Here is a 17,693-nt window from a genome sequence, read left to right as displayed (position 1 = left end):
GCGTATGAGTGTGTTAAAGAAAAGACCTTTGGAGCATTTGGGATATGATTTTATCCCAAATGAATTTCTCCGGGAAGGGCAGGATGAGTACACCCTGCGTTTTCAGCAGAATCCACGCAATGATTACCGTGACCTTACAGCAAATGAGGTTCAGGAGCTGATCGCCAATGGCAATTGGTCGAGCGACTGGTCCAGGGTAAAGGTGTCAGCAGTCTTCGATCCCAAGCAAATCCAAGGTTGTAAATTCTATGGTTTGGTGCGCATCGGAAATCTCAACCCCAGCTATTTGGAATACCGTAACCTGCAACTTCCCATCGGTTTATATCATTCGACCATTATCAGTTCTGATTTTGGCGATGATGTGGCTGTACATCATATCGGTTATTTATCCTATTTTATTGTGGGTAATGAAGTGCTGTTGAGTCAAATCAAGGAGATGGAGACCGGTAGCACCGCTAAATTTGGAAATGGAATTCTACGTGATGGTGAAGAATCGGGTAAACGTATTCAATTGGAGCTCTGCAACGAAAACGGTGCACGCTCGGTGTATCCTTTTGATGGGATGCAGGCGGCAGATGTCTATCTGTGGACACGAAATCGCCATGATCGGAAGCTACAACATCGTTTTGAAGAGCTGACCGACCAAAAAATCGGTACACAACGGGGATATTATAGTCAGATCGGTGATCGCTGCGTTATCAAAAATACATTCACGATCAAAAATGTGAAGATTGGTACCGATGCCTACATCAAAGGGGTGAATAAGCTGAAGAATGTAACTGTTAACTCATCACAGGAATCCTATACCCAAATTGGTGAGGGCTGTGAGCTGGTTAATGGTATTATTGGCTACGGTTGCCGTATATTCTATGGAGTCAAAGCGGTACGTTTTATTTTGGCCTCTTATTCGCAACTGAAATATGGCGCACGGTTGATCAATTCTTATCTGGGTGATAATTCGACGATATCCTGTTGTGAAGTGCTCAATTCCCTAATTTTTCCGGCACATGAACAACACCATAATAATTCATTCCTATGTGCCGCATTGGTGATGGGACAAAGTAATATGGCGGCTGGGGCTACTGTCGGGTCAAACCACAATTCTAGGGCAGCTGATGGTGAGATTATCGCAGGACGCGGTTTCTGGCCGGGCTTATGTGTAAGCCTCAAACACAACTCGAGATTTGCCTCTTACTGTTTAATTGTCAAGGGTGACTTTTTACACGAGCTGGATATCCAACTGCCTTTTACGTTGGTAAGCAACGATGTACAGCACGATCGGCTTGTACTTATCCCAGGGTATTGGTTTATGTATAATATGTACGCCTTAGTGCGTAATGCCAATAAGTATGAAGCTCGGGACAATAGACATTTTAAAAATCAATATTTTGAGTACGCTATGTTGGCTCCTGATACCGTCAATGAGATGTTTGCCGGAATGGAAACACTTGCCTTTGCAGTATCGGAAAGCCTTCAACAGGAAGAGGATAAGACAAGGGAGGAACGCATTGTGGCAGGGCGAGCCTTGCTTGCCAACAATATTGATCTAAAAGATAAGACGATTGTTTTATCCGGAGCGGAAAATTCACGCCGACCTACAGTGATTCAAAAAGTTGGTGAGGCCTATCATCTTTATCGTTCATTTATCAAGTATTATGGTGTTTTGCACTTGATGGATGCATTGGAGGAAGGACGATCACTAGATGATATCATTGCGAGCCTTGCCGGTGAACAACGGACAAACTGGGAAAATATCGGTGGACAGCTTATCGAAAGTACTGCATTGCAGATTTTTCTGGATGATATCAAGTCCAAAAAGATAGACTCCTGGGACGATATTCATGAGTTTTATCACGAGCGTAGCAAGGACTATCCATTGGATAAACGAAAGCATGCCTTATTGTCACTGATTGAAATTCTGACTTTGGAAGGTATGGAAATATCCAGAGATAAAATTGTATCTTTGTTGGATCAGGCTTTGGGACACCGAATCTGGATAGGCGAGCAGATCTATAAATCCCGCGCTAAAGATTACAAAAATCCGTTCAAGAATATGGTGTATGCCAATGATGAAGAACGCGATATAGTGGTTGGGAAATTGACAGAAAACTCCTTTATCAATCAACAGCAAAAAGAACTAGAGATATTTAAAATAAGGGTTGCTAATTTGAAAGGGCAATTTTAAAAGAAAGGCTTCCGCTCGGAAGCCTTTTCTTTTTTATCTTTAGGTGCCAAATCATGATCTGATCAATTCAGCGCATGCATGCAGGATAGTTATCCAGCATCTTGAATCTTATCCAACGGTTTCCTTTTATTCTCCTTGATATGCTTAAAATGACTTGGAGTCAGCCCAGTTACTTTTTTGAATTGATTGCTCAAATAGGCGACACTGGAGTAATTCAGTTGATAGGCGATCTCGCTTAAAGTCAATTCGTCGTAGACCAATAATTCCTTGACATATTCGATTTTTTGGCTGATGAAATATTTCTCAATTGTCATGCCTTCCACATCCGAAAATAGATTCGAAATATAGTTGTAATCGTGATAAATTTGATTACTTATTATTTCTGATAAATTGAGATTGGTGTTATTATTTTGGTTGCGGATTAGATCCAGCACCAAATGCTTGACCTGTTCAATAAGTACTGTTCTCTTGTCGTCGATCAATTCAAAGCCAAGGGCAGAGAAGCTCTCGGCCAATTGTGCAGATTGTTCTCTGTTCAACGTTTCTTCTATTTCGACCTGTCCTAAAGAAATATGTTTAATGTGAAGATTAAGCTTGGCCAATTCGTTTTCGACAACCATGATGCATCTATTGCATACCATATTCTTTATTGCGAGTTTCATTCGATTTTTTTTAATACAAGTTACAAATCTAAACCCAAAAATCGCAAATTAATCGGACATTCTGTTGTAAGATTTGGGACTTATGTTGTAGAGTTTTGGTGCGGTAAAACGGAATGATTGAGATGCCGTATGTCTTGATCACTAAGGTGTACAGCAGTGACACTATGGATTAATCTCAATAGGGGTGCCTATGGGAACAGCGCGGTAGATCTCATCAATTTCTGTGTTGGTCAATGCCATACAACCGAAGGTCCAGTCTACGCAACGTTGTAGTTTGCCAATGAAGCCCATTCCGTTTCGCAGTCCATGAATTTTGATATCACCACCAGCAGTTTTACCTAGAGTTTTAGCATGGGCGATATCCTTCTCATTGGGATAGGAGACCCCTAAGTTTTTATGGTACCCACTGTGTTGATTCTTATCGTTGATATAATATAATCCCTCTGGAGTTTTTAGGTCACCTTCAATTTCTTTTGCACCTACGGGCTTTCCACCGAGTGAAATACGGTAGGATTTGAGTAATTTTCCGTGTGCATAAGCCAATAAGGTCCTTTTGGATTTATACACCACAAGCCTGTCAATGACAACATTTTTTGATAAACGGGATTCTGGATAGCGGTTGTAGACCGTCAACGCCAAAATGGATAGGAGGAATACGGCAATACCAACTTTTAGCCAGCTGCTACGACTTTTACTTCGCTTCATAAGGTCTATATTTAATATCGTTGTTTTGTGTATTTGGCAAGTGCCTAATTCATATTAATTAAGATACAAAGTCCCTGTATAAGGGACTTTGTATTGCTATTTGAAATGGTCAGTTGTTAAAATTCACGATCCACATCCTTGTCGCCACGTCCGGATAAATTGACGATAGCGAGTTTATTTTTATCTTTTAGCAGCTTAACTGCTAATGCAACAGCATGTGATGATTCGATTGCCGGAATAATTCCCTCTAATTTTGAAAGCAGTTTATAAGCTGCGATGGCTTCATCATCTGTTACTGGGTAATAGTTTGCTCTATTGCTGTCCTTTAAAGCTGCATGTTGGGGTGATATACCCGGATAGTCCAGTCCTGCAGACACCGAGGTCGAAGGAATTGGATTGCCTTCATCGTCGACCAGGCAGTAGGAATAAGTGCCTTGAAAGACGGTTGGTTTACCGAATGACAGGGTCGCAGCCGTTTTCGGATATGTTCCCGAACCACCACCTTCGCCACCGTTGATTTCAACTTCCTGGTCTTCTAGGAAGCCTGAAAATAATCCAATGGCATTTGATCCACCGCCTACACATGCAAAGATACTATCTGGAAGACGTCCTTCTTGTTCAAGGATCTGTTGTCTGGCTTCTTTCCCGATAACGCTCTGAAAATAGCCAACCATTTTTGGATAAGGATGGGGGCCGACGTGCGAACCCAAAAGGTAATAAGAAGTTGGGTTTTCGACATAGTACATCAAGGCTGCATCAACAGCATCCTTCAATGTGCGGCTTCCAAGATTTGTCGTGACGACTTCAGCGCCCAGAAGCTCCATACGTTTTACATTTAATGCCTGGCGGGCAGCATCAATTTCACCCATAAATACCTTACACGGGATATTGAGCAATGCGGCCGCCGTGGCTGTTGCAACACCATGTTGCCCTGCACCAGTTTCCGCAATGATCTCAGTAGCACCCATCTGCTTGGCCAATAAAATCTGACCAATACAATTATTGATTTTATGTGAACCTGTGTGGTTCAGGTCTTCTCGTTTTAAGTAGATTTTTGAACCTACATAGTCACTTAAATTTTTTGCGAAATACAATGGAGACGGACGTCCAACATAATATTTAAGGATGGAAATAAATTCTTTTTGGAATTCTTCTTTCTGTACATGGCTATCGAAAAATTCAGCTAACTTGTTTAACTGACTTTCCAAAACAGGTGGAATAAAAGACCCACCATATTCACCATATTTACCATTGTATTGAAGCATGTTTTCGTTCGCTTCGACAGATGCACACTTTTCTAGACTCATTTTAGGCTTAAGTTTTCTTGTTGTAAAAATGTTTGATAATAAAAGAAGCCTAAATATAGTAATCTTTGTAGGCTTTAGCTATACAACGCGCTAATTTTGCTAATTAATATGGATGCAGTAATTATTATTGAGCTAGGTGATTCATAACAGCTATATAAAGCATTGAACAGATCTAATAGAAAATTGAAAGTAGGTGTTTTAAATTCAATAATTTATTTATGGTATATATTCATATGTTTTATATAAATAGAGTCCGTGTTTAATGCCGGATATAACAACTGTTCTGTTCTTATTCGAGCCTGATTCATGGCTGATTCGTATCTGAGAGCAGGTGCGAGTAGTTTGTCAGTAAGGTGACAGCAGCCTGAATCCGTGTTAAACTCGGACTCACCACGGACTCATGTCGGATTCATTATGGATTTATAGTGAGGACGCCTCGACTGAGGGTCGGAGGAGCCTGCCATCATTGTCGAAGGAATATCGCGGCCCGAAAGTGTAAGGGAACCTGAACTGCTAGGGCATGATGAAAAAAAGGCATCTTTCGCAGAAAAGATGCCTTGTTAAATTTGTATTTTGTGAACAATACTTGATCGCTGTTTGTTTTACGCTTTTGGTTTGCGAAAGATAAAATAGAGACCAACCAAAATAAAAGGTATACTCAAGAGTTGGCCCATATTAAGCAACATGCTTTGTTCAAAATCTTCCTGATCAATTTTAAAATGTTCCAATACCATCCGTGCACCAAATAGCAAGACCATAAAAATGCCGAATAATTTTCCTTTTTGACGATTCGGGTTTGACTTGAATAAGGAGCCGATAATAATAAAGATGATAATATAGGCGATGGCTTCATAGAGCTGACCCGGATGGCGAGGGATATTGTCATGACGGTCAAAAATTATTGCCCAAGGTAAATCCGTAGGGGTGCCGACCATCTCGGAATTGAAAAAATTTCCGATACGGATCAGCGCACCAGCAATAGGAACAACCACAACCAATCGGTCTGCCAACCATAAAAAGTCTGTTTTTGTTTTGCGGCAGAAGAGGTAAAGTGCTGTGAGGATACCGATAGCCCCCCCATGAGAAGCCAATCCGGCGAAACCTGTGACTTGGAAACCGTTTTTATCCCATTTGAAAGGTAGGAAAATTTCCAGAATATGGTCTTTATAATAATCAAAATCGTAGAACAGACAATGACCAAGTCGTGCGCCAATCAGCGTGCCGAGGAAGATATAGATGGAAAGTTGGTCCAGTTGTTCTTGCGTGCGGCCCTCTTTTTTAAAAATACGCAACATAATAACATAGGAAACAAAAAAAGCGAGGAGCCAGCATAAGGCGTAGTAACGTAGGGCAAATGCGCCAAGGTTGAACATCTCGGGATCTATATTCCAATGTATAGCACTTAGTATTGAATTCATATATTTTATGTCTATTTAAATTACCATGGTAAAGATAAGGTTTAATCTTATTTTTCAATAAAATCAAAGTTAAATGTAAAAGGAATATTCCAAAAAACATTTTTACTTTTGCATTTCATTGAAATTTTCATATTTTGACGAAAGTAAATAGAAAAGGAAAAGATGGCTGAAAAGAATAAGAAAAAAGAACAGAAAACGACTGCGGTCGTGACAAAAGATTCGCTTTCATTTTTTGAAAAATATATAAACAACGCTTCTCCCACAGGCTTTGAATGGGAAGGTCAACGTTTATGGCTGGATTATCTGAAGCCTTATGTGGACGAAACATTCGTGGATAACTATGGTACAGCAGTTGGTGTTATCAACCCAAAAGCGAGCTATAAAGTAGTGATCGAAGCGCACGCAGATGAAATCTCCTGGTTTGTTAATTACATTACAAAAGATGGATTGATCTACGTGGTACGTAATGGTGGTTCTGATCATCAGATTGCGCCTTCCAAGCGGGTGAACATTCATACAGAAAAAGGAATCGTTAAAGCGGTATTTGGCTGGCCTGCCATTCATACACGTTCGGGTGAGAAAGAAGAAAATCCTTCCCTAAAAAATATCTTTTTGGATTGTGGATGCAGTTCCAAAGAAGAGGTGGAAGCCTTAGGTGTACATGTGGGTTGTGTGATTACCTATGAAGACACTTTTTCAATCTTAAATGATCGTTACTATATTGGACGGGCCTTAGACAATCGTGCTGGTGGCTTTATGATTGCCGAGGTTGCGCGCCTGCTAAAAGAGAATAAAAAGAAATTGCCATTTGGATTATATATCGTAAATTCGGTGCAGGAAGAGATTGGATTGCGTGGTGCTGAAATGATTGCAGACCGCATAAAGCCGAATGTTGCCATTGTTACAGACGTGACACATGATACCCAAACGCCGATGATCAACAAGATCACACAGGGAGATTTATTCTCTGGAAAAGGTCCGGTATTGTCTTATGCTCCAGCGGTTCAGGTGAATTTGAATAAACTGTTGGTTAAAGTTGCTGAGGAAAACAATATCCCATTCCAACGTCAGGCATGTTCACGTTATACGGGGACAGATACCGATGCTTTTGCTTACAGCAATGGTGGGGTGCCTTCAGCGTTGATTTCTTTGCCTTTGCGTTATATGCATACAACGGTTGAGATGGTACATAAAGAAGACGTAGACAATGTGATCCGTTTGATCTATCAAACATTGTTGAATATCGAGGATGGACAGGACTTTAGAACATTTACAAAATAAAATTTAGGATTATATTAACTTACATTTAGAATTATTATGGAAAATAACCAAAATCAAAACGAATTGAGCATCGAGTTGACAGAAGAAGTAGCAGAAGGAATCTACTCAAATCTTGCGATTATCACTCACTCTAATACAGAATTTGTGGTTGACTTTATCCGTGTGATGCCAGGAGTGCCAAAAGCAAAAGTGAAATCAAGAATCGTTTTGACTCCAGAGCACGCAAAACGCTTGTTAGGTGCATTGGTTGATAACGTAAATCGTTTCGAAGCATTGAACGGTCCAATTAAAATGGATATGGGTGTTGCTGAACAGCCACAACAAGGTGGTGATCCAACAGTAGCATTTCCTTTCGGAACTCCTCAAGGTCAAGCATAGTCAATAGCATAATCTATCGATAATTAAGGCGCCAATAAAACAATTGGCGCCTTTTTTTGTCTCCATTTGTGGATACCGGACTACCCGGAGGTTTGGGCTTGGGCCCGACTTTTGCTATTTTTAGAAAAACTTATTTCAAAAAGAGATTTATATGGATATTCAAGTGCGTAACTTGACAAAGAAGGATTATGTTGGTTTGAAGGAATCAATGGAGCAAGCTTATGATGGTGTGGGGGAGACCTGGTCAAAGGAAAATATTCTGGATCTGATCGAAATATTTCCAGAGGGACAATTGTGTGTGGAGATCGATGGGCATGTGGTTGCCTGTGCGCTGTCCATTATCCTCAATTCTAAAAAGAATAACATCTACGATAGTTATTATGATATTATTGATGACGGTAAATTCAGCAAACATAGCAACGAGGGAGATACGTTGTATGGTATTGAGGTATTTGTCCACCCGGAACATCGTGCATTGCGACTGGGGCGGCGCCTATATGATGCACGTAAGGAACTGTGCGAGCAGATGAACTTAAAATGTATTGTCGCTGGTGGCCGGATTCCAAACTACCATAATTATGCGGAAAAAATGAGTCCAAGGGTTTATATTGAGAAGGTAAAACGCAAGGAAATATATGATCCGACTTTGACATTTCAACTTTCCAACGATTTTCATGTTAAAAAGATCCTAAAACATTATTTGCCAGAGGATGCTGAGTCGATGGAATTTGCGACCTTGCTGGAATGGAATAATATTTATTATGAATCGGAGACTCGTTCGATCTCGACAACAAAACAGACCATCCGTCTGGGACTGGTGCAGTGGCAGATGCGCTTATTTGATAATATTGAAGCTTTCTACGACCAGATCGAATTCTTTGTGGATACCGTTAGTGATTATGGAACGGATTTTATCATGTTTCCAGAGTTTTTTAACACACCGCTAATGAGCCCTTACAATGACCTTCCCGAACGCTTGGCGATGGAACGATTGGCGCAGCATACTTCCGATATTATTGATCGTATCCAGCAGTTTGCGGTTTCCTATAACGTGAATATTATTGCTGGATCTATGCCACTGATGGAAAATAAGAAGCTTTATAATGTTTCTTATCTCTGTCATCGAAATGGTAAGCTGGATGAATTTAAGAAAATTCATATCACACCAAATGAATTTAAATACTATGGCATGGTTGGGGGGAGTGAGGTAAAGGTATTCGATACAGACTGTGGGAAAGTCGGCCTGTTAATCTGTTATGACGTAGAATTTCCGGAATTGAGCCGCATTTTGGCCGATCAGGGAATGCAGATTCTATTTGTACCTTTTATGACCGATACACAGAATGGCTATATTCGGGTCAGAACTTGTGCGCAGGCCCGGGCTATCGAAAACGAATGTTATGTGGCCATTGCAGGGTCCGTGGGTAACCTGCCACGCGTCAATAATATGGATATTCAATATTCACAATCTGCCGTCTTTACGCCATCAGATTTTGCATTTCCAAACAATGCAATCAAAGCCGAAGCAACACCTAATGCGGAAATGGTGCTGATCGCAGATGTGGATCTTTATGCATTGCGTGATTTACATGAATATGGTACCGTAAAAGTCAAAAAAGATCGACGCAAAGACCTGTATGAAGTAAAACTTTTGAAATAATTACGCTGTATTTTTGAAGCGCTTCAAAATATGCTTAGCTTTAATTATATTCTTTAATCTAATAAAGTATGATACAAAAAGTCAAATGGGGGACGCTCTCGATCGTCTTAATGATGCTGTCATGTCAATCCAATAAGAGCAAAGAGGGTGCACAAGAAGTCAGAACCAATTTTTTTGATGTTTCTGGCATGGACACAACAGTCAATCCTGGTGATAACTTCTTCCAATATGCGAATGGTGCATGGATGAAAAATACCCAGATACCGGCTTCCGAAACGGGCTGGGGTTCATTTTATATTCTAGCGGATGAAAATTTGCAGAAATTAAAAACAGTATTGGAAAATGCTGCTCAGTCCAACAGTAAGAAGGGATCAGATCAGCAGAAAGCCGGTGATTTCTATGCGAGCGGTATGGATACCGTCACCATTGATAAACTTGGAGCCAAGCCGATAGAAGGAACGATTCAGAAAATCAATGCATTGAAAACTGTCGATGAACTAATCGCCTATGCTGCAGATGGATTCAAAGATGGCGATGGTGATCTTTTCAGTTTTTATGTGGCTGCTGATGATCGGATCAGCAATAAAAATGCACTTCAGTTTTTTCAAGGTGGTTTGAATCTGCCAGAGGCAAGCTACTATCTGGATCAGGATGATAAAGCCAAAAAGATTAGGGAAGCTTATGTGGCCTATTTGGTTAAATTGTTTGGATTGATCGGTGAGGGAGCAAATGCCCAGAAATCTGCTGAAGAGGTACTAAAACTGGAAACGGAAATCGCAAAATCCCATTTAACGCCTGTTGAATTGCGGGATCCGATTAAAAACTACAATAAGTTTGCCGTTCAGGATTTCCAGAAACAAACCCCAAATTTGAATTGGAAAGATATTCTTGGGCGATTGGAGGTGAAGACTGATACGATTTTGGTACAGCAACCTAAGTTCTATCTAGCATTAAATAATTTGTTGAAATCACAGCCTGTAGATATCTGGAAAACAAAACTAAAAGCTGATTTGGCAAATGGTTCTGCGACTGCGCTGAGCAAGGAGTTTCGCGATGCAAAATTTGAACTATTTGGCAAGACGCTCAATGGACAAAAGCAACAAAAAGAACGTTGGAAGCTGATGGTTAGTTCTGCTGACGAAAACCTGGGTGAGATTGTTGGTAAGCTCTATGTGGATGACTATTTCAAACCTGAGGCAAAACAACGCATGATGGAATTGGTCGATAATTTGCAAAAGGTCTACAAGACAAGAATCGAGAAATTAGACTGGATGACACCAGAAACCAAGAAAAAGGCAATCGAGAAATTGGAAGCTTTTGTCAAGAAAATCGGTTATCCTGAAAAATGGAAGGATTATAGTGATGTAGAAGTTGCAAAAGATACGTATTATGCGAATCTGCAGTCTTCAGCTAAGCATGCTTATAAGGAGATGGTCAGTAAAATAAGTAAGCCTGTTGATAAGAAGGAGTGGCTCATGACAACACCGACCGTGAACGCTTATTATAATCCGCCCTACAATGAGATTGTATTCCCAGCGGGAATCCTACAATTTCCATTCTTTGACGCCAATGCGGATGATGCGATCAACTATGGTGCTATTGGTGCTGTCATAGGTCATGAGATGACACATGGTTTTGATGATCAGGGCAGACAGTATGATAAGGCTGGTAATTTGAATGATTGGTGGACAGCAGTAGATGCCAAACAGTTTACCGAACGTGCAAATCAAGTAACGAAATTGTACGGCAGCTTCACCTTATTGGATAATCAACATGTCAATGGAGAATTAACCCTTGGGGAGAATCTAGCTGACATTGGTGGATTGAACATTGCTTATGATGCATTTAAACTGACTAAACAAGGGCAGGGGAATGAGAAGATTGACGGTTTTACAGGTGATCAGCGTTTCTTTTTGAGTTTTGCACAGGTATGGCGGGTGAAAAGCAGCGATGAGCGCATGCGTTTACGTTTGAAAGTTGATCCACATAGCCCGGAACAGTTCCGTGTAAATGGCCCTGTTTATAATATGGAAGCATTTTATAAGGCATTTAATGTGCAGCCTACAGCTAAAATGTACGTTGCACCGGAAAAAAGAATTTTAGTTTGGTAAGAGGTTAATACTTGCTAGTCTGTTATTTCCGATGGAGAGACACACTGGTTGATGAAGAATGAAGGGAAAAAGATAGATTTATCTTTGAATTGTGATAAAAACTAATTACTTTTGCCCTTCATTTAATAACACATTTAATTAATTAACAATGTACGCAATAGTAAATATAGCAGGACAGCAATTTAAGGTTGCAAAAGACCAGTTCCTTTTTGTACACCGTTTACAAGGAGATGAAGGCGCTAGTATTGAATTTGACAATGTATTGTTAGCAGAAGACGGTGGTAAATTTACCATTGGTACACCTAGCGTTGCTGGTGCAAAAGTTTCGGCTAAAATTTTGTCTCATTTAAAAGGCGATAAAGTTATCGTTTTCAAGAAAAAACGTCGTAAAGGCTACAAAAAGAAAAACGGTCACCGTCAACAATTTTCTAAAATCCAGATCACTGGTATTACGTTATAATTGAATTTTTAATCAGACATTAGTCTTAAATTAAGATAAAGAAATGGCACACAAAAAAGGTGCGGGTAGTTCTAAGAACGGCCGTGAGTCACATAGCAAGCGTTTAGGTATCAAAATCTTCGGTGGTCAACAAGCAATCGCTGGTAACATCATCGTACGCCAACGCGGTACACAACACAATCCTGACACAAATGTTGGTATTGGTAAAGACCACACATTGTTCGCTCTAGTAGACGGTAAAGTAGTTTTCCGTAAAAAAGCTAACAATAAATCTTATGTATCTGTAGTTCCTACAGAACAAGCATAAGGTTTGCAACAATATTTGAAGAAGGCATCAAGCAATTGATGCCTTTTTTTGTGTATATCACTTTTTGTTGCCAAATTTTATTTTTAACAGATTCAATGATTCGGCCGAAATCAAGGAATGTTCCATCTGATTGGATCAGAGTTGTTTGCTGGTTAGAAAAACTCGTGGATGCTCTCATAAGGGAAAAAAACGGGTCTTTATTTATGAGGTAAATTGTTATTTTCTGTTAAATGTAACCGCTTTGGTACAATTTTTATAAAGGATATGTGTTTTTAAGATAAATACCGATTTATGAAATACAACAAGTTTGGATATGGTCTGTGTGCTGGATTGTTTGCCTGCTCTCTATATTCCTGTAGTTCGATCTATATGCCCAATGTTCCTTCGGCACCTATGTTTACAGAAGCTGGTGAGGTTTATGTCTCCGGAAATATAAATACAAAGGCAAATGTATCAGCAAATTTGGGTGTGGCAGTGACGGATCACGTTGCTGTGATTGCTAATGGATCCTATGTAGACAATGGATCCAATACCAAGGACTACGCGCAGAAAATGGGGGAAGCGGGCATAGGTTACTATACGCGTTTTGGTAAGAAAAATAATCGGGTATTTGAAGTATATGGTGGGTATGGACTTGGGACCACAAGTGTAATTGATAAAAGATCGTCAACGATGGGGCAAGCAATTGTGGAGACACAAGACATGGACTTTGACAAGATTTTCGTGCAGGTGAATTTTTCATCGGAAAAGAAGGATGCTCTGAAATTGTTTGGTAATAGACATGATATTGACTACGGTACAATCATTAGATTGAGCAATATGCGTATGAAGAACTTTGCGATAGATGGCCTTCCAGTCGAGAACGAAGATAATATGCTTATTGAGCCTGTGTTTTATACCAGGATGGGGCTTGGAAAAGGGTGGAAGTTGCAATACACAAATGGTATGGTTTTCGGTTTTAAAAGCAATACATATTTAAAAGCTGGTTACCCATTGTTTACACTGGGAGTTTTGTATAAATTTGGAGGAAAATAGCGGCTATGAGCAAGAAAATTTTATTTGGATGTTTGGTCTTTTTGGGCTTATTCATTTCCGGATGCGGAGTAAATAGACAAAAAGCACAGATCGAGAACTTGGCGAAATGTAAGTTTGACGTAGAATCAGTGGACAGTATTCGATTGGCAGGGACGTCGCTGCAGCGTCTGATTAAAAATAATCAGATTGACCTCGGGGCGGCACCGAGTCTGGCTTTGGCCTACTTACGAAAGGATATTCCTTTGGATGCCGTAATTCGTCTTAAAATAGATAATCCAACACTAAAGAAAGCATCCATCAATAAGTTTCAATATATCATTCTATATGGTGGCCAGCAGCTTGTCGAAGGAATTGTCAATCAATCCTTGCAAATTGAACCTGGTGAATCTACTGTGGCCAATGTACGTATTGCAACCAATATTTATGATCTTTTGGTGAATTCGGATCTGCAAAATTTTTTAATGTCCAGCGACGAGAATAAAAAGGGAATATTTACGTTAAAAATTAAACCTTCGATCAATATTGCTGGCCAATCGGTATTCTATCCTGGATATATTACCATAGATAAGGCGGTGAGCCGAAAAATCCTGCTATAAGGGGTACGGATCAGTAAAAAGATAAAAAGGTTTCCCATGCGAATGGAAAACCTTTTTTATTGAAGGAACTTTTTTTGACTAACCTTAACCTCCCTGTGGAGTGGGCAAGTCTGCTTGCTAAACCGTTATTACAAAAGGTTCCTTTGTGTAAGAATTAAACTGTAATAAAAAAGTTATAATGTCAAAGTGTAAAGTATACACCTTATTTTATATTTTAGTCTTTAAATAGAAACCTAAATATGTTAAAAAGATTCTTAATTCCTGTTTTGCTGTTTGCCGGGGTACATGCTATTGCTCAAAAGAAGTTTGATCCTTATGAGCAGACCATTGAAGGGACCAATCTTTCGTTTAAAATGGTAGCAATCCCGGGCGGAAGCTTCAAAATGGGATCTGTCACTGGCGGGAAGGATGATGAAAAGCCGGTACATGAGGTTAAACTTGATCCGTTCTGGATGGGGCAGTATGAAGTGACCTGGGATTTGTTTGAGCCTTTTTTGTACAAAGATTACGAAATCGCAAAAAGCAAAGATGGTAAGGTTGCGCCGGAAATAGACGCCGTCACCAGACCCACGAAACCCTACCTTGATATGACATTTGGTTTTGGTAAAGAAGGGCATCCTGCACTTGCCATGACGCACTATAATGCGATTCAATTTTGTAAATGGTTATATGTACGTACAGGTGTATTCTATCGTCTGCCAACGGAGGCGGAATGGGAATATGCTGCACGTGCCGGGGCTAAGACCGCTTATTTTTTTGGAGATAAAGAGGCTCAATTAGGTGATTATGCCTGGTTTAAAGATAATTCGGAGCAAAAAACGCATGCTGTAGGAGAGAAGAAACCTAATCCTTGGGGCCTTTATGATATTTATGGTAATGTGGGGGAATGGACCTATGACCAATACAAAGCCGATAGCTATACTGAAGGTAAAGATAAGGTGTTAACGAATCCAGTTGTCGTTCCAACGACTTTGTATCCGCATGTTGTCCGTGGTGGAGCGTTCGATCATGCTGCAGCAGATCTTCGTTCGGCTGCCCGTGGAGCCTCAGACCCAATTTGGAAACAATTGGACCCTCAGGTTCCAAAAAGTAATTGGTGGTTTCCCGAAGCACCATTTGTCGGTATGCGTTTAGTACGACCGTTGAATCCACCTAGTCATGAAGAAATTATGGCTTATTATGATAAAAAACCAATTAAAGATTTTTAAAAAATAAAATAATCAATATAAAACTGTTATGGAAAATCTAGAAAGAAGAGATTTTATTAAAACTTCTGCCATGGTCGCAGGCGGTGCCATGTTAAGCTCACTGCCTTTATCCGGAGCCTATGCTGCTGGTTCTGATGTCATCAAAGTGGCTTTAGTTGGCTGTGGAGGTAGAGGTACCGGTGCTACATTTGACGCCCTAAGCTCAGGAGCGAACATCAAAGTTGTTGCTTTGGCTGATGCATTTAAAGATAATTTAGATAGTACATATAATACGCTTAAAGAGAAATGGCAAGATAAAATCGATGTCAGCGATAACCATAAATTTGTAGGATTTGATGCTTATAAAGAGGCTATTAAATTAGCTGATGTTGTTATTTTAGCGACGCCTCCAGGGTTTAGACCAACACATTTTGAAGAAGCAATCCGTCAGGGAAAACATGTTTTTATGGAGAAACCTGTTGCTGTTGATATTCCAGGTGTGCAACAAGTTATACGTGCGGCTGCTGAGGCTAAACGCAAAAAATTGAATGTTGTCGTCGGTTTGCAACGTCGCTATCAGACCAACTATCGTGAAGCGATCAAGCGTATCCATGACGGCGCAATCGGTGATATTACTTCAGGACAGGTGTATTGGAATTCGGGCGGGGTATGGGTACGCCCACGTAAACCAGAACAATCTGAAATGGAATATCAGATGCGTAACTGGTATTATTTCAACTGGTTGTGTGGTGACCACATCGTTGAGCAACATGTACACAACATTGACATTGCCAACTGGGTGAAAGGTTCTTATCCGGTATCGATCCAAGGTACAGGAAGTAGAGCACACCGTACAGGTAAAGAATACGGCGAAATCTATGATAATTTTGCGCTCGAACTGACCTATGCAGACAACAGTGTGGTATATAGCCAATGTCGACATTTTGAAGGAATACAAAATCGCGTTGATGAGCAGTTTCAGGCGACAAAAGGTCGTGTATATCTTTCGGCTGGTGGACAGGCTGTATTGTATGATTGGAAAGGTAAGGAGATCTATCGCCATGACGCGAAAGGTAATCCAAATCCTTACCAACAAGAACACAAAGAACTTTTTGAAGCAATCACTAAAGGTGAGTATAAGTTTGACAATGCAGAATATGGTGCTTATAGCACGTTAACGGGGATCATCGGACGTATTGCTTGTTATACAGGTAAGGTTATCAAATGGGATGAGGCATTGAAATCAACGATCAAATTGGGGCCGGATGTACTGGCGTGGGATGCTAAACCGAAATTACTTCCTGATACAGAGGGTTTTTACGCTGTAGCAAACCCCGGTCAAAATACAAACCTTTATATTTAATAGCAGTGCAGTGATGGGGCTAAATAGGGAAATCTGCTGTATATTCTTTTTTATTATTGGGGCGCTTGGTTTACAGGCACAAACTGGTCAAAAAGAGTTAAGCAAGATTCGCCTGGAAGGCCCCGCACAAGGCACGCAGTTTCACGTTACTTATTTCGCTTCGGATAGTCTTGTCAGGCGGTCGGAGATTGATAGCATCTTAAAAGTTATCGATCTATCCATGTCGATCTATCGCAAGGATTCGAAAATATCCTTGTTCAACCAAGACAGCATTATGCAGATTGAAATGGATAAGCATATGGCCTATGTCATTGCGGCTTCATTCCGATACAACAAACTATCTAAAGGCCAATTCGATATTACTATTGCCCCACTGGTCAACCTTTGGGGCTTTGGTGTTAAAAAAAGTCAGGTTGCTCCGGATTCGGCAACAGTTTACGCCGCGAAACAATTTGTAGGCATGCATCATCTTAAAGTCAATCGCAAGCAGCTAATCAAGAAAAAGCAGGGGGTTAAGATTGATGTCAATGGTATCGCACAAGGGTATACCGTCGATGTGCTGGCTGATTACCTCGAACATAAAGGAATTTCCAATTATATGGTGGAAGTAGGCGGTGAAATTAGAGCTTCGGGAACTCCACCAGGACAAAAGGGCTTTTCCATTGGGATTGTCCAGCCCGACGAAAACAAGCAGGAGGATATCATGACAGCGGTTGTCCAACTCAACTCCGGTGCGCTAACCACAGCTGGTAGTTTTGAGAAATTTATTAAATATAAGGATAAAAAACTAGGGCATCATATTAATCCAGTTACAGGATTCCCTTATACAACCAGTGTATTAAGTGTTACTGTATATACCAGAACCGCCATGGATGCTGATGCTTTGGACAACTACTTTATGGGAATGGAACCGACAGAGATTATCGCGAAGGCCAGGAAATTGAAAGACGTGGAAGTTTTTGTCATTTATAAGAATAAAAACCAAGCCATTCAGACGATTTATTCAGATGGATTTGGTAAATTATTTAAAAATTAATC

The 17,693-nt window shown here is 40.3% G+C and carries 16 protein-coding genes; 12 read left to right on the top strand and 4 right to left on the bottom strand.

What is annotated here, in order from left to right; translation table 11 throughout:
- Positions 1-4 precede the first annotated feature (4 nt).
- Positions 5-2,185 carry a DUF4954 family protein gene (locus OGI71_RS09170; protein WP_282255107.1) on the top strand — a complete coding sequence of 727 codons (2,181 nt, stop codon included), beginning with the start codon at positions 5-7 and terminating at the stop codon, positions 2,183-2,185.
- An 89-nt stretch (positions 2,186-2,274) separates the two neighbouring features.
- Here the strand turns inward: OGI71_RS09170 and OGI71_RS09165 are convergent, their stop codons facing one another.
- The 4 genes from OGI71_RS09165 to lgt all read right to left on the bottom strand — a co-directional run bounded on the left by OGI71_RS09165 (position 2,275) and on the right by lgt (position 6,277).
- Positions 2,275-2,847, bottom strand: a complete 573-nt coding sequence (locus OGI71_RS09165; RefSeq protein ID WP_120258092.1) for a helix-turn-helix domain-containing protein — start codon at positions 2,845-2,847, stop codon at positions 2,275-2,277.
- A gap of 162 nt (positions 2,848-3,009) precedes the next feature.
- Entirely contained in the window at positions 3,010-3,552 is a 543-nt protein-coding gene (locus tag OGI71_RS09160) for a L,D-transpeptidase family protein (protein WP_282255106.1), read from the bottom strand.
- Between the two features lie 116 nt (positions 3,553-3,668).
- Positions 3,669-4,859 carry a tryptophan synthase subunit beta gene (gene trpB / locus OGI71_RS09155; RefSeq protein ID WP_282255105.1) on the bottom strand — a complete coding sequence of 397 codons (1,191 nt, stop codon included), beginning with the start codon at positions 4,857-4,859 and terminating at the stop codon, positions 3,669-3,671.
- A gap of 602 nt (positions 4,860-5,461) precedes the next feature.
- On the bottom strand, positions 5,462-6,277 hold the full coding sequence (gene lgt / locus OGI71_RS09150) for a prolipoprotein diacylglyceryl transferase (protein ID WP_120258091.1): 816 nt from the start codon (positions 6,275-6,277) through the stop codon (positions 5,462-5,464).
- A 162-nt stretch (positions 6,278-6,439) separates the two neighbouring features.
- On the opposite strand from lgt, the gene OGI71_RS09145 reads away from it, so the two are divergent.
- The 11 genes from OGI71_RS09145 to OGI71_RS09095 all read left to right on the top strand — a co-directional run bounded on the left by OGI71_RS09145 (position 6,440) and on the right by OGI71_RS09095 (position 17,691).
- Entirely contained in the window at positions 6,440-7,558 is a 1,119-nt protein-coding gene (locus tag OGI71_RS09145; protein ID WP_120258090.1) for a M42 family metallopeptidase, read from the top strand.
- A 36-nt stretch (positions 7,559-7,594) separates the two neighbouring features.
- Positions 7,595-7,936, top strand: coding sequence for a DUF3467 domain-containing protein (locus OGI71_RS09140; RefSeq protein ID WP_120258089.1), 342 nt, complete (start codon positions 7,595-7,597; stop codon positions 7,934-7,936).
- 151 nt (positions 7,937-8,087) lie between these two features.
- A complete protein-coding gene (locus OGI71_RS09135; RefSeq protein WP_282255104.1) occupies positions 8,088-9,596 on the top strand; it encodes a bifunctional GNAT family N-acetyltransferase/carbon-nitrogen hydrolase family protein in 1,509 nt (502 codons plus the stop codon).
- Positions 9,597-9,664: 68 nt separating this feature from the next.
- Complete coding sequence (locus tag OGI71_RS09130; RefSeq protein WP_282255103.1) at positions 9,665-11,707, top strand: M13 family metallopeptidase; 2,043 nt, start codon at positions 9,665-9,667, stop codon at positions 11,705-11,707.
- Positions 11,708-11,855: 148 nt separating this feature from the next.
- On the top strand, positions 11,856-12,167 hold the full coding sequence (gene rplU, locus OGI71_RS09125) for a 50S ribosomal protein L21 (RefSeq protein WP_028068281.1): 312 nt from the start codon (positions 11,856-11,858) through the stop codon (positions 12,165-12,167).
- Between the two features lie 43 nt (positions 12,168-12,210).
- On the top strand, positions 12,211-12,474 hold the full coding sequence (rpmA, locus tag OGI71_RS09120) for a 50S ribosomal protein L27 (RefSeq protein WP_046672918.1): 264 nt from the start codon (positions 12,211-12,213) through the stop codon (positions 12,472-12,474).
- A gap of 291 nt (positions 12,475-12,765) precedes the next feature.
- Entirely contained in the window at positions 12,766-13,509 is a 744-nt protein-coding gene (locus tag OGI71_RS09115; protein WP_282255100.1) for a hypothetical protein, read from the top strand.
- Between the two features lie 5 nt (positions 13,510-13,514).
- Positions 13,515-14,105, top strand: a complete 591-nt coding sequence (locus tag OGI71_RS09110) for a hypothetical protein (protein ID WP_120258085.1) — start codon at positions 13,515-13,517, stop codon at positions 14,103-14,105.
- 239 nt (positions 14,106-14,344) lie between these two features.
- On the top strand, positions 14,345-15,313 hold the full coding sequence (locus tag OGI71_RS09105; protein WP_223579648.1) for an SUMF1/EgtB/PvdO family nonheme iron enzyme: 969 nt from the start codon (positions 14,345-14,347) through the stop codon (positions 15,311-15,313).
- A gap of 28 nt (positions 15,314-15,341) precedes the next feature.
- Positions 15,342-16,655 (top strand): Gfo/Idh/MocA family oxidoreductase, encoded by a 1,314-nt coding sequence (locus tag OGI71_RS09100; RefSeq protein WP_282255094.1) that lies wholly within the window; start codon positions 15,342-15,344, stop codon positions 16,653-16,655.
- A gap of 13 nt (positions 16,656-16,668) precedes the next feature.
- A complete protein-coding gene (locus OGI71_RS09095) occupies positions 16,669-17,691 on the top strand; it encodes an FAD:protein FMN transferase (protein WP_282255093.1) in 1,023 nt (340 codons plus the stop codon).
- Positions 17,692-17,693 lie beyond the last annotated feature (2 nt).

Origin of the sequence: Sphingobacterium sp. ML3W, assembly GCF_029542085.1 — a bacterium.
Taxonomy (GTDB): Bacteria; Bacteroidota; Bacteroidia; order Sphingobacteriales; family Sphingobacteriaceae; genus Sphingobacterium.
This window is presented reverse-complemented; position numbering and strand designations above follow the sequence as displayed.

What these genes read in the sequence shown, in the direction of transcription:
- OGI71_RS09170 (WP_282255107.1), top strand. Translation starts at nt 5, where the DNA reads ATGAGTGTGTTAAAGAAAAGACCTTTGGAGCATTTGGGATATGATTTT.
- OGI71_RS09165 (WP_120258092.1), bottom strand. Translation starts at nt 2,847, where the DNA reads ATGAAACTCGCAATAAAGAATATGGTATGCAATAGATGCATCATGGTT.
- OGI71_RS09160 (WP_282255106.1), bottom strand. Translation starts at nt 3,552, where the DNA reads ATGAAGCGAAGTAAAAGTCGTAGCAGCTGGCTAAAAGTTGGTATTGCC.
- trpB (WP_282255105.1), bottom strand. Translation starts at nt 4,859, where the DNA reads ATGAGTCTAGAAAAGTGTGCATCTGTCGAAGCGAACGAAAACATGCTT.
- lgt (WP_120258091.1), bottom strand. Translation starts at nt 6,277, where the DNA reads ATGAATTCAATACTAAGTGCTATACATTGGAATATAGATCCCGAGATG.
- OGI71_RS09145 (WP_120258090.1), top strand. Translation starts at nt 6,440, where the DNA reads ATGGCTGAAAAGAATAAGAAAAAAGAACAGAAAACGACTGCGGTCGTG.
- OGI71_RS09140 (WP_120258089.1), top strand. Translation starts at nt 7,595, where the DNA reads ATGGAAAATAACCAAAATCAAAACGAATTGAGCATCGAGTTGACAGAA.
- OGI71_RS09135 (WP_282255104.1), top strand. Translation starts at nt 8,088, where the DNA reads ATGGATATTCAAGTGCGTAACTTGACAAAGAAGGATTATGTTGGTTTG.
- OGI71_RS09130 (WP_282255103.1), top strand. Translation starts at nt 9,665, where the DNA reads ATGATACAAAAAGTCAAATGGGGGACGCTCTCGATCGTCTTAATGATG.
- rplU (WP_028068281.1), top strand. Translation starts at nt 11,856, where the DNA reads ATGTACGCAATAGTAAATATAGCAGGACAGCAATTTAAGGTTGCAAAA.
- rpmA (WP_046672918.1), top strand. Translation starts at nt 12,211, where the DNA reads ATGGCACACAAAAAAGGTGCGGGTAGTTCTAAGAACGGCCGTGAGTCA.
- OGI71_RS09115 (WP_282255100.1), top strand. Translation starts at nt 12,766, where the DNA reads ATGAAATACAACAAGTTTGGATATGGTCTGTGTGCTGGATTGTTTGCC.
- OGI71_RS09110 (WP_120258085.1), top strand. Translation starts at nt 13,515, where the DNA reads ATGAGCAAGAAAATTTTATTTGGATGTTTGGTCTTTTTGGGCTTATTC.
- OGI71_RS09105 (WP_223579648.1), top strand. Translation starts at nt 14,345, where the DNA reads ATGTTAAAAAGATTCTTAATTCCTGTTTTGCTGTTTGCCGGGGTACAT.
- OGI71_RS09100 (WP_282255094.1), top strand. Translation starts at nt 15,342, where the DNA reads ATGGAAAATCTAGAAAGAAGAGATTTTATTAAAACTTCTGCCATGGTC.
- OGI71_RS09095 (WP_282255093.1), top strand. Translation starts at nt 16,669, where the DNA reads ATGGGGCTAAATAGGGAAATCTGCTGTATATTCTTTTTTATTATTGGG.